Here is a 23160-nt window from a genome sequence, read left to right as displayed (position 1 = left end):
ACGCACGCCACCCGGCGAGGTTAGCGCTCAGCTTCGCGGACTCAGGGCCGTTACATACAAGCTCAGGTTGGCGGGCATGGTGGTCCAGCGGTCCTCCGACTTATCCCGGTACATGCTCCGATGCAAGGGTGAAATAGGGCCAGGAATGGTGAGTAAATACCAGTCGCGCTTGCTGTCAGGCCTTCCCTGCAACCACTCAAGCGTTACGATTACCCGCTGATTGTTGCCCACCTGCACATCGTAGGGTTTCAGGTCGATGTGTTGCCAGCCGGTGGCGCCATCGGCTACGCCAAACTGTACGTCGCGGGTAAGCAGAGAAGTTGTGGGTTGGTCATTGTCGTCCAGGGTGCGCACATTGAGCCGAAAGCGCAGGTCGCGGAAGTGGTTGTGCCGAATATAAAAATTGGCGTCCTCCAGTTGGCTATTGGCTTTCACGCGCAGCACCGTGCCCACCTCGCGCCCAGGCTTATGCACCGGGTCTTCATCCTGACGAAGATGAAAATTGTAGGCAGTCAGACTGGAGTTGCCCTCGTTGCCAATGCGGTGACGTTTCCGGTCAGTGGCTCGCACCTTCACCTCACCCAGCGTATGTGCTTGAGGCACAAGTTTCACTTCAGCCAAATTGCCAAGCTGAGCCACGGTCAAACGCTGAGGCAGATACCCAACGCAGGAGATGACAACTGTGTCGGAAGCCGCAGCGGAGGCAAAGGGCGCCAGGGAAAACGAGCCGTTGCCATCGGCCACCGTCCCGTTAGGCTTACCTAACATGCCTACCGAGGCGTAGGGTAATGGTTCGCCCGCAGCGTTGGTCACGCGACTAGGTGCAGCGCTTTGGGCTGAGGCAATAGAAGGTGCTACAAGCACGAATAATAAGGACGCAATAAGGTGAGGATAAGAGGGAAAGGACATAAACTTTTAGAAATTGAGTATCATTTACATTGTAGATAGAAGTGGAGTAGGGTATAGTTGCATTACTTATTCTCCCAAGCACAAAAAAGCCCCCAGAGTATCCTGGGGGCTTTTTTCATTCTTCTAATTACAGTGTATTTGTATTTATAGAAAAGGCGGTCATGCCGGAATCATGTTGTGGGGGTTGATGACGAATTTCTTAGCCACGCCACTGTCAAACTCAGCGTAGCCTTTGGGAGCGTCATCGAGGCTGATAATTTCCACGTTCACGGCTTTGGCAATCTGCACTTTATCGTAGAGAATTGCCTGCATCAGCTGGCGGTTGTAGCTCATTACGGGCGTTTGGCCGGTGTGGAAGGAGTGGCTTTTGGCCCAGCCCAAGCCGAAGCGAATAGATAGACTGCCTTTCTGGGCGGCCTTATCTTCGGCGCCGGGGTCTTCGGTTACATACAGGCCCGGAATGCCGATGGAGCCACCCGCGCGGGTGATTTCCATGAGGGAGTTAAGAACAGCGGCGGGCACTTCCTTCTTCGAGTCGGTGCCGTGGCCGCTGGCCTCGAAGCCCACGCAATCAACGGCGCAGTCAATCTCCGGCACGCCCAGAATCTGGGTGATTTGCTCGGTCAGGGTAGCATCAAGCGTTAAGTCCACGGTTTCGCAACCAAAAGAACGGGCGTGAGCTAAACGAGCCTTGTTCATGTCGCCCACGATAACCACGGCCGCGCCCAAGAGCTGCGCCGAAGCTGCCGCGGCCAAGCCTACAGGCCCCGCGCCTGCTATATATACCGTAGCGCCCGGACCGACGCCTGCCTTCACAGCACCGTGAAAACCCGTCGGGAAAATATCGCTCAGCATGGTCAGGTCACGGATTTTCTCCATGGCCTGATCCTTATTCGGAAACTTCAGCAGGTTAAAATCAGCGTAGGGCACCATCACGTACTCGGCCTGGCCACCTACCCAGCCGCCCATGTCCACGTAGCCGTAGGCGCCGCCGGCGCGGCCTTCGTTTACGGTCAGGCAGATACCGGTTTTCATCTCCTTACAAGTACGACAGCGGCCGCACGCCACATTGAAGGGCACCGATACCAAGTCGCCTTTCTTTAGAAACTCGACGTCAGCCCCGGCTTCGATAACCTCGCCCGTAATTTCGTGGCCTAGCACGAGGCCGGCGGGGGCCGTGGTCCGGCCGCGCACCATGTGCTGGTCGGAGCCGCAAATGTTGGTTGACACTACTTTCAGAATCACTCCGTGAGTGATGTTGCGTCCTTTGGGGTTCTTCAGTTCGGGAAAGTCGATGCTTTGCACTTCTACTTTGCCTGGCCCCAAGTACACGACGCCGCGATTGTTTGCCATAGTTAGATAAGGTTGTGGTTGGAGGAAAGGCGCCAGAAACGTTGCGCCGGTGTGGGTTCATCAACAATCAGTAAAAAAAGCCCCCAGCGTACCTATTTCATGCTCTGGGGGGCTTTTTTACTGGCTTACTAGATCGAGTTGAATGTTACTCCTTCACGGCCTGCACCGCGTCGGCGCCAGCTTGGGCTACGGTGTGGTCATTCTCCACGGTGTCGCCCGATACGCCAATAGCCCCGATGACAGCGCCTTGGTTATTCCTGATCGGGATGCCGCCGGGGAAGGTAATGAGGCCACCGTTGGAGTGCTCAATGTTATAAAGCGGGCCGCCGGGCTGGGAAAGCTTACCAACTTCGCCGGTATTCATATCAAAGAAACGGGCGGTTTTAGCCTTCTTAATGGAGATATCCAGGGAGCCAAGCCAGGCGTCATCCATGCGCAGAAACGTCACGAGGTTGGCGCCGCTGTCTACAATGGCAATATTCATTTTCACGTTGTGCGCCACGGCTGCTTCGTGGGCGGCGGTGAGGGCTCGTTGGGCTTGCTTGAGGGTAATGCTCATGGGAGAGGTGTTGAGGTTAGAATTAGTTTGAGTACTTCAACAACAGCATTTCCGGCCATTTGTCATACCTAGTGAACTAGAATGAGATGATGCGGGTATGAAATGAGAGGATAGCAGGGTAGACTTTTGCTTGCGTGCCAGTATGATTAGCACTAGCGAAACGGAGAAGCCGGATTTCCTCATACGGTTGGGCTTAAAGCAAAATTTGCCCCCCAGCGCATTCTCTGCCTCAGTTAAGGGCGGCGGCATCACTCAGATAGCTTTTCCGCCCCTTGTTGCCTACCTTTGTAGTTGTAAAACCCTCGCCAGTGAAGCATATCCGCAATTTCTGCATCATCGCCCACATCGACCACGGTAAAAGCACCCTGGCCGACCGCCTGTTGGAGTTCACCAGCACTGTGGCCAAGCGCGACATGCAGGCTCAGCTACTCGACAACATGGATCTGGAGCGGGAGCGGGGCATCACCATCAAGAGCCACGCCATCCAGATGCAGTACCCCTACAACGGGGAAATGTACACGCTCAACCTGATCGATACTCCCGGCCACGTCGATTTCAGCTACGAAGTAAGTCGCTCCATTGCCGCCTGCGAAGGCGCGCTGCTCATTGTCGACTCCTCGCAAGGCATTGAGGCTCAAACGATTTCTAACCTGTATCTGGCTATTGGTGCTGACCTGGAAATTATTCCAGTGCTGAACAAGATCGACTTGCCTCACTCTATGCCCGAGGAGGTGAGCGACGAGATCGTGGACCTCATCGGCTGCGACCGGGAGGATATTATCCCGGCTTCCGGCAAATCCGGTATCGGCATTGAGGCCATTCTGAACGCCATCTGCGAGCGGATACCGGCTCCCAAAGGCGACCCAGAAGCCCCGCTGCAAGCCCTGATTTTCGACTCCGTTTTTAATTCATACCGCGGCATTGAAGTTCTGTTCCGCATCAAGAACGGTACCATGCGCAAGGGCGATAAGCTGCGCTTTATGGCTACCGGCAAGGAGTACGGCGCCGATGAAATTGGTATTCTGGGTCTTAACCAGGAGCCTCGCCAGGAAATGGGTGCCGGCAACGTAGGCTACCTTATTTCAGGCATCAAGGAGGCTCGGGAAGTAAAAGTAGGCGACACGATCACCCACGTAGCGCGGCCCACCAAAGAGGCTATTGTCGGCTTCGAGGACGTAAAGCCGATGGTATTTGCCGGTATTTATCCCGTCGATACCACCGAGTACGAGGAGTTACGCTCCAGCATGGAAAAGCTGCAGCTCAACGACGCCTCGCTGGTGTGGGAGCCCGAAACCTCAGCGGCGCTGGGCTTCGGCTTCCGGTGCGGCTTTCTAGGTATGCTCCACATGGAAATCGTGCAGGAGCGTCTGGAGCGCGAGTTCAACATGACGGTGATTACTACCGTGCCCAGCGTTCAGTTTCACGCCACTGGCACCAAGGATCAGTTGCTGACCATCAACGCGCCCTCCGAAATGCCGGAGCCGAACCTGATCAAGCACATTGAGGAGCCCTTCATTAAAGCGCAGATTATTACTGCGGCTGACTATGTAGGGCCTATCATCACTCTGTGCATGGAAAAGCGTGGCATTATCAAAGGCCAGAGCTACCTGACTTCCGAGCGGGTAGAGATGAACTTTGAACTGCCCCTGTCAGAAATCGTGTTCGATTTCTTCGACAAGCTCAAAACCATCAGCCGCGGCTACGCTTCCCTTGACTATGAGCTGATTGGCTTTCGCGAGTCGGACATGGTAAAGCTCGACATCATGCTCAATGGTGAGAAGGTCGACGCCCTGTCGGCCATTGTGCACCGTTCCAAAAGCTATGAGTGGGGCAAGCGCATCTGTGAAAAGCTCCGGGAGCTCTTACCGCGCCAGATGTTCGACATCGCTATCCAAGCCAGTATTGGCCAGAAGATCATCGCCCGCGAAACAGTGAAAGCTCTTCGCAAAAACGTAATTGCCAAGTGCTACGGCGGCGACATCAGCCGGAAGCGCAAGCTGCTTGAAAAGCAGAAGGAAGGCAAAAAGCGGATGCGCTCAGTGGGCTCCGTGGAAATTCCACAGGAAGCCTTCCTGGCAGTGTTGAAACTCGATTGATTAAAGATTGAAACGCGCCTCTTGGGGCGCGTTTTTTTATGCTTGTCTTATTTTTTTTCACCTCATACACTTCCTGACAAGCCGTTGTATGACTACCTCAAACCAATGGCTAACAAACTCACCGAGAACTGTACGACCGAAGTACAGTTAGACAAGATCATTAAAGGACAAGAGCGCAAGTTCCGTTGGCGCGACGATTGGCCCACGATGGAGAAAGAGCTACAGGAGTCTGGCGCCGCTGCTATTGCTGCGCATAATGAGGCACGTAAGACTACTACCACTTCTTCCGAATAATATCGCTGATACCCGCATGACCACTGCCCCCGAAGCTACTAGCTACAAACTCATCGACGGCAAGAAAACTGCCGAAGACATCAAAGTAGAAATTGCCGCCGAGGTTGAAAAAATAAAGGCCGCGGGGGGCAAAATTCCCCACTTGGCCGCCATTCTGGTGGGCCACGACGGTGGCTCTGAAACCTATGTGCGTAACAAGGTACTGGCCTGCGAGCGGGTAGGCTTCGAGTCAACCCTGCTGCGCTACGAGGATGATATCACCGAAGCTGAGTTGCTGGCCAAGGTGGAGGAACTCAACAACGACGACCGCATAGATGGCTTCATTGTGCAGCTGCCACTGCCGGCTCACATCTCGGCTGATAAGGTTATCGAAACCATCAAGCCGGAGAAAGATGTCGATGGATTTCACCCAATGAATATGGGGCGCATGGTGGCTGGTTTACCTGCTTTATTGCCAGCTACCCCGTCTGGTATAGTAGAGCTGCTAAGCCGCTACGGCATTGAAACCAGCGGGCAGCACTGCGTAGTAATTGGCCGCAGCAACATCGTTGGTACTCCGGTTAGTATTCTGCTTGCCAAGAACTTAGATACGGGTAACTGCACTGTTACTTTGTGCCATTCACGCACCCGCAACCTGGCCGAGATTGTTCGCACGGCCGATATAGTAGTGGCTGCCATTGGCCGACCCGAATTCGTGACGGCTGACATGGTACGGCCCGGTGCCATCGTTATTGATGTAGGTACTACCCGGGTAGCCGATGCTAGCAAGAAGTCTGGTTTTACACTGAAGGGTGACGTTGATTTTGTAGGGGTAGCGCCTAAGTGTTCCTACATCACACCCGTGCCCGGTGGAGTAGGCCCGATGACTATTGCCATGCTTTTGCTCAATACACTGCGCGCCGCTAAAGGAGACATATACGCCCGGTAGAATCCTATTCAGCCGAAATAAAGCTTTTAAAGTCCGGGTAGTTCGACTACTTTTAAAAAGTGGGTACGCGGAACGGAAGTTGAGCGCTATAGCGTTTGAAGATCCGGGCCGTGTGCCTCGCTTACCGTTTATTTTACCATATTCTACTGTTTTGCTGCACACAATTCCCCTTATAGCCGGCTCGGCGGCGGCGGCATATCTTAATGTCTCGCTGCCCCTAATGGAGCAATTCTATACCATTCAGGGAGAGGGTTATAATACTGGTCGGGCTGCTTATTTTCTGCGCTTAGGCGGCTGCGATGTAGGCTGCCATTGGTGCGATGTAAAGGAATCTTGGGATGCTAGTCAACATCCGCTTGTGGCACTGACTGACATGGTCGCGGCTATAAAGCAGCATCCGGGCCGCAACGTGGTGGTGACGGGTGGAGAGCCCTTAATGCACAACTTAACTCAGCTCACGGCCAACCTAAAAGATGCCGGCTGTCAAACTTGGCTCGAAACATCGGGTGCGTATCCACTTACCGGCGATTGGGACTGGATTTGTGTTTCGCCCAAGAAATTTAAGGCCCCACTGCCTTCTGTGCTTCAGTTGGCCCATGAATTGAAGGTAGTTGTGTTCAACAAGAGTGATTTTGCATGGGCTGAAGAGCACGCCGCGCAAGTAGGTACGCACACTCGCCTTTATCTGCAGCCTGAATGGAGCCGTGCCGCACAGATGACCCCATTAATCGTGGACTATGTGAAGCAAAATCCGCAGTGGCAGGTGTCTTTACAGACGCATAAGTATCTCGATATACCGTAGCTTTCAGCTTCTGCTTATGCGCCGTTTGCTACCTGTTTTCGTGCTGTTGATGCTGTTAGTAGGTGCCATCCTCCCTACGACCATTGCACTGGCGCAAGCCAAACTCTCCACGACGAATACGAAGGCCCGCCACCTGTTTGAGAAAGCTCAGGAGCAGGCCAAAGAGCGCGATTTTACAAAAGCCCTTGAGACGCTTTCGATTCTCAATGATAAGTTTCCATCCCAGGGTGAACCCTTCCTTTTAAAGGGCTCTCTGCTCAAAGCCATGGGGGAAAACCAGGCGGCTTTTGAGGCTTACCGGGCTGGCTTAGCAATATTGCCCCCCAGCGCTACGCGTTACGCTGACTATTATACCTTGGGGGAACTGGCGATGACCTTTGGTGATTACAAAACAGCTTCCACTGGTTACAAAAATTATGTGAAAATGGCCCCCAAAGGCCAACGCAATGTCAGTCGGGCCCAGCGCCAACTCAAGAATTGTGAGTTTGCCCTCAAGGCCATAGCCAATCCCGTGGGTATGTCTCCAGAGCGGCTGGGTGAGCCGCTGAACACGTTTCGGTATCAGTATTTTCCTGCTCTGACGGCTGACAACCGCTTTCTGCTTTATACTATTCAGGATGCAGGCGATGAAAATCTCTTTGTTGCTAAGCGTAATGATGATGGGTCTTTCGGGCAGCCAGTTTCTATTTCTCCCCTCATTAATACACAGTACAAGGAGGGAGCCAGCACTATCTCAGGTGATGGCAAGACCCTTGTTTTTACCTCCTGCGACCGACCTGGTTCCGTGGGAAGTTGCGATTTGTATATCTCGCGTCGAACGGGCAACAACTGGAGCAAGCCACAGAACTTAGGCCGCAACGTTAACTCTCCCGAGTGGGACTCACAACCTACTCTTTCGGCTGATGGACGCACTCTCTACTACACTTCTACCCGCCGGGGAGGACAAGGTCAGGAAGACATCTACGTGACCACTCTGCAGCCCGATGATAAGTGGAGTGTTGCTCGCAACTTAGGAGAGCCTGTGAATACACCCGGCAAGGATATGGCTCCCTTTATTCATGCTAGCGGAACCACACTGTATTATGTCACGGATGGCCTTGTTGGCATGGGGGGCTTAGATGTCTACCGCTGTGAGATGCAGGCCCCCGGCCGTTGGAGTGAGCCCCGCAACCTAGGCTACCCACTAAATACCTTCGAAAATGAAGCATCCCTTTTTATTACTTCCGACAATCGTCGTGGCTTCTGCTCCCGCTCACGCGCTACTGAGCCGGGTGTAAAGCAGGAGCGCGACCGGCCGGTAGAATTATTCGGGTTTGAGGTTCCCGCAGAGGTTCGAGCCCGTGAAACCAGCACCTACACTCAAGGCCGTGTATTCGATGCGACAACCAAAAAGCCGTTGCGGGCTGATGTGCAGCTCTATGATCTGCAAACGGATGAATTGGTACAGTACGTAACGTCTGATAGCGAATCGGGTGACTATACCGTAGTGCTTAACGAAGGGCGGCAATACGCGATGTACGCCGTCGCGGACAAGTATTTGATGAAGAGCTTAAGCTTTGACTACACTGACAAGAGACGCTTCGACCCGCTGACCCTAGATATTTATCTGGAGCCTGTGCGGGCAGGACGCAGTATTGTGCTGAATAACTTGTTTTTTGATACCAATCAGTATGACCTCAAGCCTAAATCTCGGACAGAATTAAATCGGCTGATCCAATTTATGCGGCAGTACAAGGATATAGAAGTAGAGATTTCAGGACATACTGATGATGTTGGAGCAGACAGCGACAACATGGTTTTGTCGCAAAACCGAGCAAAAGCTGTGTATAATTATTTGGTGGCAAATGAAGTGAAAGCAAGCAGACTTCGTTTCAAAGGGTATGGCGAAACCAAACCATTGCAGCCAAATGATTCCGATACTCATCGCCAACAAAATAGAAGGATTGAGTTCCGAATACTCTAGCACTGTAGGTATAAATAGTTCAAAAATGACCCTAGGTTTTATAAAATCTAGGTTTTTTTGTGTTGTAGTATTTCTTGCTCATAGAATCATTAAAAGCTTGCTTATGAAATAATTATCGAATTGTGGTGAAAGTATAGAAGTAGAATAGTGATAAAAATTATGTTTTTTTTAAATATTTCCATATACATTTGAGACGTGATGTTACGGTGATCCGCTTAAGCATGTGAGGCCGACACTTGACAAAACCCATCAAATGTTTCTTTTCCACTTCTATTTCTTTTACCTACCATTATGAAAAAAGTGTATTTTTTTGCCTGTTTAATTCTGTGCTTGCAGGGGGCCTCATCTACAGTATTAGCTGCTGATGGATCTACAGCTATTCAAGCTCGCGCAACTACGCTCACTCGCGCTATTGCTAATAAAGCACGACTGGACGAAGGTCAATACTTAAAGGTGAAGCAGCTCAATGTGAAAATGCTTTCGGATATGGACGATTTGAAAGTTCGCTATGCTGCCGATCCATTGAGCTTGGATCAGAAAATGGCGGAAGTTCAGATTGACTATGATGTTGCACTGGCCCGGGTGATGCGTACTGATCAGTTTGCTATGTATCAACAGTCACGGAGTACTATGACTGCACTAATGAATGCCTCTAATTAATCTAGGTTTTAGACTATTCTTATTTCCTTAAAATAGCCTGATTATGCCGTGCTATTTTAGGGATTAAGAGGCATTTGTGAGCTTGTCTGCTACTTAAGCTAAGTGTGATACTCACTCACTTAAATATTTGTTTTTATAGTAAAATTTATATTTAAATTTATTAAATAGTAATTAATCAATAAAATGTGTTAATTTTATCTAAATCAGTTTATATTTAGGTGTTCTAATTCTTGTCGGCGTGGTATGCATTTAATAGCATTTCGGGCCGTGGTAGAATAGTAGTAATCAACAGTTCTCTTTTCACTCCTAAATTTCTCCTTTTATGAAAAGAATCTATACTCTGGTTTGTGTGATGATCAGCCTAGCTTCCGCGCTGTCCGTTACGGCACTAGCTGACAATGGAACGTCACTGAACGCCCGTGCTACGCAACTTACCCGTCAGATGGCGCAGAAAGTTCGCCTCGACGAAGGTCAGTACGTGAAGATCAAACGTTTGAATCTGCAAATGCTCGCTGAAATGGAAGAGGCCAAGACCCGCCTATCGTCTGATCCTGCTGCTCTTGACCAGTATTTGGCGGAGGTACAGTCACACTATGAGTGGGATCTGGCTGCCATCCTGTGGCCAAAGCAAATGGTAGCTTACAATCAGTCGAAAGCCACAATGACGGCTGTGAAGAATTAAAGCTACGAGCTATTCTTACTAAACAACCACAAAAAAGCCCCCCAGACAGGTCTGGGGGCTTTTTGTGACTAGTGAACTCGAATCAGTTAGCGCTGCTCAATGCCAACATAATCGCGCTCCAACTCGCCGGTGTAAATCTGGCGGGGGCGACCGATAGGCTCCTTGTTCTCACGCATCTCTTTCCACTGAGCAATCCAGCCGGGCAGGCGACCCATTGCGAAGAGTACAGTGAACATCTCCGTGGGGATACCGATAGCGCGGTAGATAATACCGGAATAAAAGTCAACGTTCGGATACAGCTTGCGCTCTACGAAGTACGGATCGGTGAGGGCTGCTTGCTCCAACTCCTGAGCAATTTTGAGTAGCGGATCATCAATACCAAGTGCCTTGAGTACGTCATCGGCAGCCTTCTTGATGATTTTTGCGCGTGGGTCGAAATTCTTGTACACGCGGTGGCCAAAACCCATCAGGCGGAAAGAGTCGTTCTTATCCTTGGCTTTATCCACCCATTTCTGGGTGTTGCCGCCGTCCTGCTGAATGGCCTCCAGCATCTCCATCACCTCTTGGTTAGCTCCGCCGTGCAGTGGACCCCATAGAGCGTTCACACCGGCCGAAACCGAGCCATACAAGCTAGCATTGGCCGAGCCTACCAAACGTACCGTAGAGGTAGAGCAGTTCTGCTCGTGGTCGGCGTGCAGGATCAGTAGTTTATTCAGAGCGCTTACAACCACTGGATTGATTTCGTACTTCTCCGTTGGGAAGGCGAACATCATGTACAGGAAGTTTGAGCAATAGTCGAGGTCGTTGCGAGGGTAGTTGAGCGGATGACCCACCGAGTTCTTATACGACCAAGCCGCAATCGTCGAGATTTTAGCAATTAGGCGAATAATATTCAAGTTGGTCTCCTCTGGGCTCTGATTGGGGTCGAGGCTCTTTGGGTAAAAAGCAGTCAGTGAACAAATCAGGCTGGACAGAATGCCCATGGGGTGGGCCGCCGATGGGAAACCGTCGAATATCTTGCGCACATCTTCGTGCACCAGCGTGTGGGTCGTGATTTGGTGGGCAAAGTTGTCTAGCTCCGTTTGGGTAGGCAAAGAGCCGTAGATCAGCAAATACGCCACTTCCAGGAAGTTCGACCGCTCAGCGAGCTGCTCAATAGGATAGCCGCGGTAGCGCAGGATACCTTCTTCGCCATCGAGGAAGGTAATGGCGCTCTTGGTGGCGCCGGTGTTCTTGTAGCCTGAATCGAGGGTTACGTAACCCGTCTGATCACGCAGCTTGCCAATATCAAATGCTTTTTCGTTCTCGGTGCCTTCAATGACGGGTAAGGAAATGGATTTACCGTCGAGGATAAGTTCAGCAGACTCTGCCATAAGCGTGGGTTAGAGGGTGGTTGCGGGGCGAAACTAAAGAATAACTAGCAAGCCGGAAAGGATAATCGATGTTTGAACACTATACTACAACTTGGCGACTTATGTTGTTCAGGTGAAAAAGGGGAATTTGCCCCCCAGACGCGGTTTTATTCAATTTAGTGCTTCGAAACCAAAAAGGGCAGGAATAAGCCGCTACTTGCCGATACAGAACTGGGTGAAAATGCTGGTTAATAAATCATCGGAGGATATTTCGCCGGTAATCTCACCCAGCGCAGCCAAGGCCTGACGTAAATCAGCAGCCACTAACTCAGTGCCTGCGCCGGTAGCCAGCCCTACCAACACGGCGTCTAAAGCGGTATTGGTTTTTTCGAGGCTGCGGGCATGGCGCAAATTGGTGACAATAGTCGAGGCACCTGTTTGATCGAGACTAGTGCCGCGGGCCCGAGCCAACAAATCAGCGCGTAGCTCCTCAAGACCTTCGCCCGTGTTAGCCGCAATCAGAACGGTATTAGGCTGATTGCGGAAGGCCTGTAACTGAGCCGCAGAAGCAACGTCGCGTTTATTGCCAACCGCCAGCATCGGAATTTGCCCCCAGGATTTAATGCTTCAATCTCTGCTTGAACTTCACTAGGAATACTAGTCGTCAAATCAAATAGATAAAGTAGAAGAGCAGCCTGTCGTACGCGCTGGCGAGTACGCTCTACTCCGATAGATTCGACTTCATCCGTCGTCTCGCGCAGGCCGGCTGTATCTACGAATCGGAAGCGAATTCCCTCAATGCTGACCTCATCCTCAATGAGGTCGCGGGTGGTGCCAGCTACCGCCGATACGATGGCCCGCTCCTCATTCAGCAAGGCATTAAGCAGAGTCGATTTGCCCGCATTAGGCCGTCCGGCAATGACGGTGATAACGCCGTTTTTGATAACGTTGCCTAACTCAAATGAACGGAGAAGGCGGCGAACCAATGCCTGTACTTCTTGCAGCAGAACTACCAAACCGGTACGATCTGCAAATTCTACATCCTCTTCACCGAAGTCCAACTCCAGTTCCAGCAGGGCGGCAAACTGCACTAGGCGGGCGCGTAGGTCGCGCAGTTCCCGCGAAAAGCCCCCCGCATCTGCTGCATTGCTACCTGGTGCGATAAGGCCGAATCGGCGGCAATCAGGTCCGCCACGGCCTCAGCTTGAGCTAGGTCGAAGGCGCCGTGCAGGAAGGCCCGCTTGGTGAACTCGCCCGCCTCGGCTAAGCGGGCGCCGCGCCGCGTGAAGGCGGCCAGCACCTGCTGCACAATGTAGTCGGAGCCGTGGCAGCTTATCTCTATGACGTCTTCGCGGGTGTAGGAATTTGGCCCCCGGAATAGGGAAACGACTACCTCGTCAAGAATGCGGCCATCCGCCTCGCGCAAAGTGCCGTAGTGCAAGGTGTGACTGGGCTGCTCAGCGAGATTTTTGCCGCGAAATAAGCCGTTGGTGAGAGAGAATGCCTCTGGCCCGGAGAGGCGAATGACTGCAATCGCCCCGGCGCCCGGCGGCGTAGACAAGGCAATAATAGTATCGGAAAGGGAAGGGGGAAGCAGCATAAATAGGAGTACTGGGGGGCAAATTTTAGCGCTGCTTTCCGCAGGCTGATGCCGGATAGTTCAAGCCGCGTCATTGGTAACTAGGGGCGTTTCTGCTAACACACAAGTGGCTGCACGAAGTGCCAGTACTGGCTTAGTCAGCTACAAATAAATTGCAGCTTATCTCATTAGAGATCAGTGTAACCTTGTTGCTGTTTATTCTGATTTCTAATGAATTATCGAACGCTACCTTATCCAGTACTTCAATTCTAGCGCCCAGACTTAACCCAGCTTTATCGAGATATTGCAGGAAGGGAACAGAGGTATTTTTAACAGCCATTACAGTCCCTTCTTCGCCAGGTTGGAGGTCTGAAACCAGCCGATGCTGCGGCCGAACTATCGCACCGTCTTCGGCCGGAATAGGGTCACCGTGCGGATCCAATTGGGGAAAGCCCAGAAACTCATCAAGGCGGCGGATGAGGAGCGGAGACTGTAAGTGCTCCATTTCCTCAGCTACGTCGTGTACCTCGTCCCAATTGAAGCCTAGCTTATTGACTAGGAAAACCTCCCAAAGTCGGTGCTTGCGAATGGTAAGCAGGGCTACGCGCCGCCCGTCGTGGGTAAGCGACACGCCACGGTACCGCTCGTAGTGCAACAATCCTTTTTCGCCGAGGCGGCGCAGCATATCGGTCACCGAGGCGGGGCGAGTTTGGAGCACTTCGGCAATGCGGTTAGTGCTCACCTCCACGCCGGGCTGCGCTTCCCACAGCTTATAAATGGCCTTCAAATAATTTTCCTCGGTGTGACTGGGCACTTTGGTCGATTGAAGAATGAAAGGTTTAACTCAATATTAAGTGAGCAAGCAGGAAGCGGCAAGTAACCATTTCCCGCTTCCTGGTTCGTAGCTCAGCTTACCAGCGAATTAGGGCAGAGGCCCAGGTGAAGCCGCTTCCAAAAGCAGCCAGGCACACCAGGTCGCCGCGTTTGATTTTGCCTTCGCCCACGGCTTCGCTCAAAGCTATAGGCACAGAAGCGGCGGTGGTGTTGCCGTAGCGCTGAATATTGCTGTACACTTTCTCGTCGGGCAGCTGCATTTTCTGCTGCACAAACTGCGTGATGCGCAAGTTGGCTTGGTGCGGAATCAGCATGTCGATATCCTGGGGCTGGAGGCCATTCTGGACCAACGCTTCGTTGATGACCTGGGGAAAACGGACTACAGCGTGCTTAAACACGTTGGTGCCGTTCATGTAAGGATACATCTCCTCTTGGTTTTCCATGGCTACCCGAACGCGGTCTTCGCGGTTCGAGCCGGGCTCTTTCACAATCAGCTCCTCCGCAAATTCGCCTTGGGCATGCAAGTGGGTGCTCAGAATGCCGTGGCCTTCCCGCGTGCAAGGGCGCAGCACTACCGCACCAGCGCCATCGCCGAAAATGACGGATACGGCGCGACCCCGCGTGCTTTTATCCAGACCGGAGGAGTGAATCTCGGAACCCACCACGAGCACGGTATCATACATGCCGGTGCGAATAAACTGGTCGCCTACTGAAAGCGCATACACGAAGCCGGAGCACTGATTCCGCACGTCGAGCGCCGGAATGTTATCCTTAATACCCAATTCGCGCTGCAAAAGCACGCCGGAGCCGGGGAAGATATAATCGGGGGAGAGCGTGGCGAAAATGATGAGCTGCACGTCGTCGGGCTGGAGACCAGCTTGCTCCAAAGCGCGGCGAGAGGCCTGCGCGCCCATGTTGGCGGTGGTATCTTTGCCTTCCTCAAACCAACGGCGCTCCTTGATACCCGTGCGCTCTTGAATCCAGGCGTCGGTGGTTTCCATGAGTTGTTCGAGTTCAGCGTTCATTACCACACGGTCGGGTACGTAGTGGCCGACGCCGGCAATTTCGGTTTGGCGGAGGGTGCTCATAGGAAGGGGGATTTTGGGCGAAGAACGGAGAAAAAGGGGCCGAAGTTAAAAAAAATAGGTCCCGGTTTCCTAAACGGGGCGCAAAGGTCAGCAGTTACCAAATAGAATCGATCACCTGATTTAGTTTTTGGGCTTCGGTGTCCCAAAATACTTCCGTCGGAATGCCATTCGGATAAAACCGGTGGCCGGCCATCGTATACATGGTATCTGTCACGGTTGAGGCAGTAAGCTTAGAAAAGTCAATTACCGCACCGGCTTGGTGCTGATTAACCAGCTCTGCCCAAAGTGGATTAGGCGGAATCAGCACCGGAAGGCCATGAGCCAGATACTCAAAAAGCTTTGTAGGGCGGCAACGCCAGGTGCTGGCATGGGGGCGGTAGGGCAGCAGCCCAAGGTGGCTTTGGCGAATGGCATCCACAATTTGCTCGTGGGGCACCAGCGTATCGCCACCAATCAACACGACGCCGTCGCCGCTGGCAGCAATAGCCTCCCGTAGGCGACGCAGCAGCTCCGGCTGCTGACAAAACCCGATAATCGTCAGCTGGGTTTGGGACCAGATGATTCGTAGCTGGCGAGCCAGCTCCAAGGCCTCAAACACGCCATTCAGCTCCGAAATGGTGCCTGAATATAATAGTCGGAGCTCTTGGCCAGGCTGCGGTAGAGGCTGGGGGGCAAATTTGGACGCTTCGGCTTGGGCAGGCTGATATTTGTTTTCCAGAATAACGGTGCGTTCCGACTGGCCAAAAGGCAGCTCATCCGCGTAACTGCGCTCGGCCAGCACAACAGCGGAAGCCTGCTGCGCCGCCCAGGTTTCTATCTGCCGCACGAGGCCAGCCAGCGAATCGCGAACCCAAGCTGGATACACGGCCTGCGTTTGGATATTGAGCGCGTAGTTCTCGCGCACATCATTGATAAAAAGCCCCCCAGGCGTCAGCTTTTGCCATAGCAACGTAAGCGGCAGCAGTTCGGGGCGTGCACAAAAACAAGGTTGGGGCGGAGGCGGCGCAGGAGCTGCCAGTAACGCCATTGAGCTAGTAACCGTTGCCAGCTCAGGCGCGAACCATCCAGCAATTCGTGGGTGTGGAGGTTGTGGGGGGCTTTTTTGGGAGGAGTTGCCCGCCGGCCCGCTACGTGCACCACTACGCCGGGGCGGGCGAGCAGGGTGCGAGCAAATTTGCCCAGCATTCGGGTGTCATTCAGTGGCTTAAGCACGGAGGCCAGCAGCACCACTCGGCCGCTTGAGGTTGATGTGGGCATCAGCGCAGCGCCTGGGCAACTTCGAGAGGGCGGTCAGTAGCCAGGATATCGGCCCCGTTCTGTACGAAGGTGCGATACTGTTGGTCGCCGCGGGCTTCGGCCTGCTTATCGAGGTTGCCCAAAACGCCCAGAATGCAGGCAATTCCTTTGGTATGCAAAAACTGATACAGCGCCGGATCGGGCTCGGCGGTTCCCACGAAGGCTATCATGTTCTGGTCGGGCACGCCGGCTGCGCGTAGTCGCTCGTAGTCCTCCTGGCCGCCAATGGACACCGAAATCATCAGTTGAGGATCCAGCCGATACACAGTAGCCGCATCAGGGGCATTGTAGGTAATAACGGCGGCATAGCTGGCCGCGTTGGTCCGATGAATCATGTCTACCACCTTCGTAAAAGGCACCCCACGCTTCACATCCAGGGTAAACAAGCATTTGCCGTTGCCCCAGCGCAAGGCTTGTTCGAGGGTAGGAATGCGGAAATTCGTGGCGGTGCCGAAGTTGTCCTCCAGGCGATATTCCTGGCATTCAGCCCACGTTTTATTGATAAGCGGGCCGGTGCCGGTGGTCGTGCGGTCTAGCTTTTTGTCGTGCAAAAGCACCAGCACACTGTCGCGGGTGAGGTCGATGTCGCACTCAATAATCAGGGGCGTCTGACCAACCAAGTAAGCAAACGACTCCACCGCATTTTCGGGGTAGCCGGGGTAGTTGCCACCACCCCGGTGAGCGCTCACGCGGGCCGGCAGGCCTGGGCGGTACCGGAATACCTGCGGCGTCTCGACTACGGATAGGCGGCCGGCGAAGGTGTCGGCTTTGGGTTGGCAACCAGTCAGGAGAGCCGATAGACCGAAAACAAACAGGCTGAATTTTTTCATGATCAATAAGGGATGCAATTCTGTAAGCGGCCAACGGGGAGCCTGCCTAGCTACTAAACGCGCGCCCAAATATGGAGATTGTGTACCGCTTTGCCCGCTTTAGGCCGCTTATACATTCATTGTTGGGCAACATTCGAGGGCTTTAAATAGGTATTTATTCTACTGATTAGCAGCAAGTAAATGGTTAGCTTGCTCCCTTAAAGCCCAACTATAACTTGGATTAATTCCAGCCACGAGAAGTAGCTCGCTGCGTGGTTTTCCCTCTACTATGCGATTTCTTCTCTTGCTGGTGGCCTGCGGGCTGCTGTTCCTGTCTGCCGCAGCCGCCCCGCTGCCCGCCGACACTGCCGTGCTACGCGTAAACAGCTTGTCTCCAAAGGGTTCCCAAAGCGGCTTGCTCCTCGAAAATGGCTGGCGCTACCGGGTGGGCGACAACCCGCAGTGGGCGCGGCCCGATTTCGATGATAGCGCCTGGGACACCATCAACCCCGCCCGGCCCCGGCAGGAATTGCCCCCCCGCCTGCGTACCGACATCAGCTGGCTGCGCCTGCGCTTTTGCCTCGCCGACAGCCTGCGCCAACGGGCGGTAATGCTCCAAGTAGTTGGGTACGGGGCCTGGGAGATTTATCTCAACGGGCGGCTACTACAACGCCACGGTACGATTCAGGCCAACCCCACCCACGTGCCCGACCCCGATAACCTGCCGCCGGTCGTCGTGCCATTTGGCGGCCCCGCCGAGCAGGTGCTGGCCATCCGCTTCGCACCTTGGCAGTCGCCCCTGCTACGGCTGGGTACAGAGACGCAGATGCTGGACGTGTTCTTGCGCAGCGAAGGCCAGGTGCGGCAGCAGGCGGCCAAGCTGGTGCGCACCGTGCTGGGGAGTAGCGTAGTAGCCGGAAATCTACCTTGCTAACGCTGTTGCACCTGGCCTTCTTTCGCTACTATCCGGCCCAGAGGGCCAACCTCTATTTCGCCTTCTTCGCTGGGGCGCTGGCGTTAGAACGTCTGATAATAATCATTCAATGGGCGCTGTCGTCCCCGACCCTGGAGGCGATGCTGCCCCTGCAATTTGTCCGAACCCTCTTGTATTATTTGGCTTACCTGTGGGCCGTGCGGGCGCTCTACACCTTGTTTGGCTTCCGGCCCGGCTGGTTATATAAGGGGTTATGGATGGGATTTTTTGCGGTCATAACTCTTACTCTTTTCGCTAGAACATACGCTAGCCTTGTAGGGGGACTTTTAATCATTTCAATCATTGCTGAGCTGCTGCGCCTGACTTGGCTCGCCCTGCGCCAGCGCCAACGCGGGGCCTGGATGGTCGGGGCCGGGTTTGCCGTTATCCTTTTAGTCTTAGCAATAGCACTTGGGGTAGTCGCGGTTAGTGCGCTGCTAAAGGTTCCGAATCCTATACCATCGGCATCACAAGGCGGATTTCAAACGTTCGTGAACCTGCTGCTATACCTGTCCCCGGCGCTAGGCATTTCGCTGTACCTGGCCCGCGAGTTTGCCCTGGATAGCCAGCTGTTGCAAGTCAAGCTAAGCGAAGTCGAGCGCCTCTCAGCCCAAACTCTGGCCCAGGAGCAGGAAAAGCAAGCCCTGCTGGCCGCCCAAAACGAAACGTTAGAGCAGCAGGTGACCCAGCGCACCGAGCAGCTGCAACGCTCCCTGACGGACTTGCGCGCCACCCAGGCCCAACTTCTTCAGAAGGAGAAGATGGCTAGCCTCGGGGAACTCACGGCCGGCATCGCCCACGAGATTCAGAACCCCTTGAACTTCGTCACCAATTTCTCGGACCTGAGCAGCGAGCTGGTAGCGGAGCTGCGTGAGGAGCAGGCCAAAGGCGTAGCCGCGGATGCGGCCTTACAGCAGGAGCTATTCGAGGACCTAACCCAGAACCTGGATAAAATCAGCCACCACGGGCGGCGCGCGGCGGGCATCGTCAAGGGCATGCTCGAACACAGCCAAACCAGCGCCGGTGAGCGTCGGCCTACCAACCTGAACGGCTTAACTGAGGAGTATCTGCGTCTGGCTTACCAGGGGCTGCGGGCCAAAGACAAAGCCTTCAATGTGGAATTGACCACGGACTTCGCACCCGAGCTAACGCCCGTAACCATGGTGGGCCCGGATGTGGGCCGTGTGTTGCTCAATCTGTTCACTAATGCCTTTTATGCTGTGCGCGAGCGTCAGCAGGTGGGCGAGGCCGGCTACCAGCCCACGGTGCGGGTCTCAACTCAGCGAGTGGAGGAGCAGGTGCATATTCGGGTGCAAGACAACGGTACGGGTATGAGCCCAGTGGTGCGCGAGAAAATCTTCCAGCCATTCTTTACTACAAAGCCCCCCGGCGAAGGTACCGGCCTGGGTCTCTCTCTCAGCTACGATATTATTGCCCAGGGGCATGGCGGTACGCTCAGCGTCGAAAGTAAGCAGGGTGGAGGCTCGACGTTTACTATTATCCTGCCCGTTTAGCTTGTGCGCTGCCCTAACCTGAGTGTACAAGCCCCCAGACGCCATTTTTGGTACTAGTGCATTTACCAATCTGCTATATTAAAGTCCTTGATCTAGCCACTCACTTCGTTCAGTTACCTAATACTATTCTATGCCAAACCCTTACAAACTGTTGTCTGTAGCAGTGCTGCTCAGCGGTTCCGCGCAGGCTCAAACTTCCCCGGCCGAAACGCTATTGTTGCGCGAACCTGCGCTAAGTCGCGATAAGCTAGCCTTCAGTTACGCCGGTGATATCTGGACGGCGAACCGCGACGGGAGCAACCCACAGCGGCTAACGGTGGGGCCGGGCGTGGAAACTAGTCCGCGTTTCTCGCCTGATGGCCAACAGATTGCCTACACCGGCGACTACGACCGCAACTCGGATATTTATGTAGTAGCGGTCAGTGGGGGGCAGCCTCGTCGGCTTACCTGGCACCCTTCGGCCGAAGTGGTGCGCGACTGGACGCCCGATGGTAAGAATATCTTGTTCAGCAGCTCGCAGGAGGCCTATGCACGGTCATTGCAGCTCTTTACGGTGCCGGTGGCTGGTGGATTGCCTACTCGCTTGCCGTTGCTCATGGGCGAAAAGGGCAGCTATTCGGCTGATGGCCAACGGTTGGCCTACACCCATATTATGGATGCAACTGCTACCTGGAAGCACTACCGGGGCGGCCGCACGGGTCCTATCTGGCTCACGGACCTGAAAACGCTGGCTACGGAGGAAGTGCCACACGAAAATGCCACTGATACCAGTCCGCTCTGGCTGGGGGGCAAAGTTTACTTTCTCAGTGACCGACAGCGCACCAACAACGTGTTTGTGTATGATGTGGCCGCGAAAAAAGTAGAGCAGCTTACCCGCCACACCGACTACGATGTGAAGTCGTTGGGTGGCTACGGCTCGGAGCTGGTGTATGAGCAGGCCGGCCGATTGTACCTGCTCAATACCGCTTCGGGCGAAGCTAAAAGCATCAAAATCAGTATTTCACCCGAGGTATTAGCCTTGCGGCCTCAATACCGCAACGTGGCAACGATGGTGCGCTCGGCCGCCATTTCCCCTACCGGCATGCGAGCCGTGGTAGAGGCCCGCGGCGACATTTTTACGGTGCCCGCGAAGAAAGGAGAAAGTCGTAACCTGACCCACTCGGATGGTGCGCACGAGCGCTACCCCGCCTGGTCGCCGGACGGAACGCAGATTGCTTATGTGTCGGATGCTTCGGGCGAGTACGAGTTGCAGGTCCATGACCAGCGTGGCATTAAGCCGGCGCAATCTTATTCACTGGGTCCGCCTTCCTTCTACTATCATCCACTTTGGTCGCCCGATAGCAAGAAGATTGCCTATACCGACAAAAAGCTGAATCTGTGGTATCTGGACCTGGACAAGAAAAAACCGGTGCGGGTGGCTTCCGACGCCTACGGGCCGCTACTCGATGATGCAGTAATGGCCCCGGCCTGGTCGCCGGATGCGCAGTGGTTGGCGTACTCCGTCCAGATGCCGAACCACTTGCGGACCGTATATGTGTACCATCTGCCCACGGGTAGGCGCTTCCCCATTAGTGACGGCCGCAGCGATGCGACCTCGCCCGCGTTTAGCCGCAACGGCAAATACCTCTTCTTCACGGCTAGCACTGATGTAGGTTTGCGCACCACTTGGCTCGACATGAGCTCTTACGACCGCGTCAGCAAGCGCACCCTGTACGTGGCCGTGCTCAATAAGAAAGACGACTCGCCTTTTGCCCCCAGAGCGACGAGGAAAAGGAGGCGATGAACAAACCCGACTCGGTAGCAGTGGGAAAGCCCACCGGCAACCGCGCCGCCCCGAAAGTCGCCGTGAAGGATTTGCGTGGCAAGAAGCCTGAGGCTGTTAAGGTTATAATTGACACGGTCGGGATGAGCCAGCGCGTGCTGGTGGTGCCCGGCTCGGCAGTAGGCCAACTGAGCAACGTACAGGTTGCCGACGCGGATAAGTTGTTTTATCTGGAAGAAATGCCCCCCAGTGCCGCTGCTGGGCCTGCTACCACCGCTCTGGAGCCCACCCAGCGCCTGCACCGCTTCGACCTGAAAGACCGCAAGGACGAGGTGTTTCTTAGCGACCTGAAAGGCTACGCCCTGAGCGCCGACGGCAAAAAGATTCTTTATCTGGGGCCCAAGGATAGCTATGGCATTGTGGAAGCGGCTGGCAAACCTGCGGCTGGGGATGGCAAACTCACGCTCACTGCCTTGGATGCCTACATCGACCCGCGCCACGAATGGCAGCAGATGTTTAATGAGGTGTGGCGCTTGGAACGCGACTATTTCTACGACCCCAAGATGCACGGTCTGGACTGGGCCGCGACGAAGAAAAAGTACGCCGTTTTCTTGCCCCACGTAGCGCACCGCGCCGACCTCAACTACCTCTTTGCCGAGATGATGGGCGAAATGGTGGTCGGCCACAACTACGTAAATGGCGGCGACCTGCCTGCTCTGACTGCCAGCCCCGTGGGTTTGCTCGGGGCCGACTACGAAGTAGTAGATGACCACTACCGTTTCAAAAAAGTGTTTAACGGTGAAAGCTTCAATCCGGGGCTACGCGCTCCCCTCACCGGGCCAGGCGTAAGCGTGGCGGCTGGCGACTATCTGCTGGCGGTCAATAATCGGCCTTTGCGCGGCACAGATAACGTGTACAGCTTTTTTGAAAATACGGTGGGCAAGCAGATTACGCTCACGGTAAATGACAAGCCTACGCTACGCGGTGCCCGCGAAGTAACGGTCGTGCCCGTGGCCAGCGAAGCCACCCTGCGCCGCATTGCTTGGGTAGAAGGCAACCGGCGCAAAGTAGACGAGCTGACAGGCGGGCGTGTGGCCTATGTGTACCTGCCCAATACCAGCTCTGAGGGTTACGAGTTTTTCAACCGTTACTACTTCAGTCAGTTAGATAAAGAGGCTGTCATTATAGATGAACGCTTCAATGGCGGGGGCTTCGTGGCCGACTATATTCTTGACTTGCTCAATCGTCCGCTGCTTAGCTACTGGGCTCCACGGGAGGGAAAAGCGTTTACCTCGCCTGGTGCGTCCATTTATGGGCCTAAAGTGATGCTGGTGAATGAGTTTGCGGGCTCGGGTGGTGATGCCCTGCCCGCGTTTTTCCGGCGCCGCTCGCTCGGTACTATTGTGGGCAAGCGTACTTGGGGCGGCCTGGTGGGCATTTCGGGCTACCCGGTGCTTATGGACGGCGGCACGGTGACTTCGCCCAGCTTTGCCATCTACAGCCCCGAGGGGAAATGGGAAATTGAAAACGAAGGGGTAGCGCCTGACATCGAAGTAGATATACTTCCCAACGCCACTCAAAACGGTGCCGACCCGCAGCTTGCGAAAGCCGTGGAGGTGATCATGGGAGATTTGAAAAAACAGACTTTCAAGGCCGTACCCATTCCCGCGCAATATCCCGAACGTGGGAAAGAGTAATGAACGAGTC

The 23160-nt window shown here is 54.2% G+C and carries 20 protein-coding genes and 1 pseudogene; 11 read left to right on the top strand and 10 right to left on the bottom strand.

All coding sequences use genetic code 11. The features are described from left to right. Positions 1–27 precede the first annotated feature (27 nt). From EPD59_RS12035 to EPD59_RS12025, 3 genes are all read right to left on the bottom strand, one after another. Positions 28–909: a carboxypeptidase-like regulatory domain-containing protein gene (locus EPD59_RS12035; RefSeq protein ID WP_133272997.1), complete on the bottom strand. Its 882-nt coding sequence runs from the start codon at positions 907–909 to the stop codon at positions 28–30. A 159-nt stretch (positions 910–1068) separates the two neighbouring features. Further along, the gene (gene fdhA, locus EPD59_RS12030) at positions 1069–2262 is read right to left on the bottom strand and encodes a formaldehyde dehydrogenase, glutathione-independent (protein WP_133272996.1); all 1194 of its coding nucleotides are present in this window, start codon (positions 2260–2262) and stop codon (positions 1069–1071) included. 145 nt (positions 2263–2407) lie between these two features. Continuing rightward, complete coding sequence (locus EPD59_RS12025) at positions 2408–2821, bottom strand: GlcG/HbpS family heme-binding protein (protein WP_133272995.1); 414 nt, start codon at positions 2819–2821, stop codon at positions 2408–2410. A gap of 308 nt (positions 2822–3129) precedes the next feature. Between EPD59_RS12025 and lepA the strand changes: the two genes are divergently transcribed. The 7 genes from lepA (at position 3130) to EPD59_RS11990 (ending at position 10246) form a co-directional block, all read left to right on the top strand. Further along, complete coding sequence (lepA, locus tag EPD59_RS12020; protein ID WP_133274674.1) at positions 3130–4917, top strand: translation elongation factor 4; 1788 nt, start codon at positions 3130–3132, stop codon at positions 4915–4917. Between the two features lie 105 nt (positions 4918–5022). Then, the gene (locus EPD59_RS12015) at positions 5023–5211 is read left to right on the top strand and encodes a hypothetical protein (protein WP_133272994.1); all 189 of its coding nucleotides are present in this window, start codon (positions 5023–5025) and stop codon (positions 5209–5211) included. A gap of 16 nt (positions 5212–5227) precedes the next feature. Beyond that, positions 5228–6139 carry a bifunctional 5,10-methylenetetrahydrofolate dehydrogenase/5,10-methenyltetrahydrofolate cyclohydrolase gene (locus EPD59_RS12010; protein ID WP_133272993.1) on the top strand — a complete coding sequence of 304 codons (912 nt, stop codon included), beginning with the start codon at positions 5228–5230 and terminating at the stop codon, positions 6137–6139. A gap of 220 nt (positions 6140–6359) precedes the next feature. Beyond that, positions 6360–6941, top strand: a complete 582-nt coding sequence (locus tag EPD59_RS12005; protein ID WP_133274673.1) for a 7-carboxy-7-deazaguanine synthase QueE — start codon at positions 6360–6362, stop codon at positions 6939–6941. 16 nt (positions 6942–6957) lie between these two features. After that, positions 6958–8904, top strand: a complete 1947-nt coding sequence (locus tag EPD59_RS12000) for an OmpA family protein (protein WP_240731381.1) — start codon at positions 6958–6960, stop codon at positions 8902–8904. A gap of 291 nt (positions 8905–9195) precedes the next feature. Further along, complete coding sequence (locus EPD59_RS11995; protein WP_133272992.1) at positions 9196–9564, top strand: hypothetical protein; 369 nt, start codon at positions 9196–9198, stop codon at positions 9562–9564. Positions 9565–9886: 322 nt separating this feature from the next. After that, entirely contained in the window at positions 9887–10246 is a 360-nt protein-coding gene (locus EPD59_RS11990) for a hypothetical protein (protein WP_133272991.1), read from the top strand. Positions 10247–10332: 86 nt separating this feature from the next. On the opposite strand, the gene EPD59_RS11985 is transcribed toward EPD59_RS11990, so the two are convergent. The 7 genes and pseudogenes from EPD59_RS11985 to EPD59_RS11955 form a co-directional block, all read right to left on the bottom strand. Further along, complete coding sequence (locus EPD59_RS11985; protein ID WP_133272990.1) at positions 10333–11619, bottom strand: citrate synthase; 1287 nt, start codon at positions 11617–11619, stop codon at positions 10333–10335. A 192-nt stretch (positions 11620–11811) separates the two neighbouring features. Then, positions 11812–13198, bottom strand: a pseudogene (mnmE, locus tag EPD59_RS23715) (tRNA uridine-5-carboxymethylaminomethyl(34) synthesis GTPase MnmE). 133 nt (positions 13199–13331) lie between these two features. Beyond that, on the bottom strand, positions 13332–13991 hold the full coding sequence (locus EPD59_RS11975; protein WP_133272989.1) for a metal-dependent transcriptional regulator: 660 nt from the start codon (positions 13989–13991) through the stop codon (positions 13332–13334). Between the two features lie 97 nt (positions 13992–14088). Next, positions 14089–15099: a 3-oxoacyl-ACP synthase III family protein gene (locus EPD59_RS11970; RefSeq protein WP_133272988.1), complete on the bottom strand. Its 1011-nt coding sequence runs from the start codon at positions 15097–15099 to the stop codon at positions 14089–14091. 94 nt (positions 15100–15193) lie between these two features. Further along, positions 15194–16003 (bottom strand): glycosyltransferase, encoded by an 810-nt coding sequence (locus EPD59_RS11965; RefSeq protein WP_165963570.1) that lies wholly within the window; start codon positions 16001–16003, stop codon positions 15194–15196. Between the two features lie 26 nt (positions 16004–16029). Then, on the bottom strand, positions 16030–16356 hold the full coding sequence (locus EPD59_RS11960; protein ID WP_133272986.1) for a hypothetical protein: 327 nt from the start codon (positions 16354–16356) through the stop codon (positions 16030–16032). Beyond that, positions 16356–17225 (bottom strand): glycerophosphodiester phosphodiesterase family protein, encoded by an 870-nt coding sequence (locus EPD59_RS11955; RefSeq protein ID WP_133272985.1) that lies wholly within the window; start codon positions 17223–17225, stop codon positions 16356–16358. The genes EPD59_RS11960 and EPD59_RS11955 overlap by 1 nt, the downstream gene beginning before the upstream one ends. A 268-nt stretch (positions 17226–17493) precedes the next feature. On the opposite strand from EPD59_RS11955, the gene EPD59_RS11950 reads away from it, so the two are divergent. The 4 genes from EPD59_RS11950 to EPD59_RS11935 all read left to right on the top strand — a co-directional run bounded on the left by EPD59_RS11950 (position 17494) and on the right by EPD59_RS11935 (position 23150). Beyond that, positions 17494–18138, top strand: a complete 645-nt coding sequence (locus EPD59_RS11950; protein ID WP_133272984.1) for a hypothetical protein — start codon at positions 17494–17496, stop codon at positions 18136–18138. Positions 18139–18143: 5 nt separating this feature from the next. Then, positions 18144–19691 carry a sensor histidine kinase gene (locus EPD59_RS11945; protein ID WP_240731379.1) on the top strand — a complete coding sequence of 516 codons (1548 nt, stop codon included), beginning with the start codon at positions 18144–18146 and terminating at the stop codon, positions 19689–19691. A 130-nt stretch (positions 19692–19821) separates the two neighbouring features. After that, entirely contained in the window at positions 19822–21474 is a 1653-nt protein-coding gene (locus tag EPD59_RS11940) for a S41 family peptidase (protein ID WP_133272983.1), read from the top strand. Next, positions 21471–23150, top strand: a complete 1680-nt coding sequence (locus EPD59_RS11935; RefSeq protein WP_133272982.1) for a PDZ domain-containing protein — start codon at positions 21471–21473, stop codon at positions 23148–23150. The genes EPD59_RS11940 and EPD59_RS11935 overlap by 4 nt, the downstream gene beginning before the upstream one ends. Positions 23151–23160: the final 10 nt, after the last annotated feature.

Origin of the sequence: Hymenobacter radiodurans (genome assembly GCF_004355185.1) — a bacterium.
Classification (GTDB): Bacteria; Bacteroidota; Bacteroidia; order Cytophagales; family Hymenobacteraceae; genus Hymenobacter; species Hymenobacter radiodurans.
This window is presented reverse-complemented; position numbering and strand designations above follow the sequence as displayed.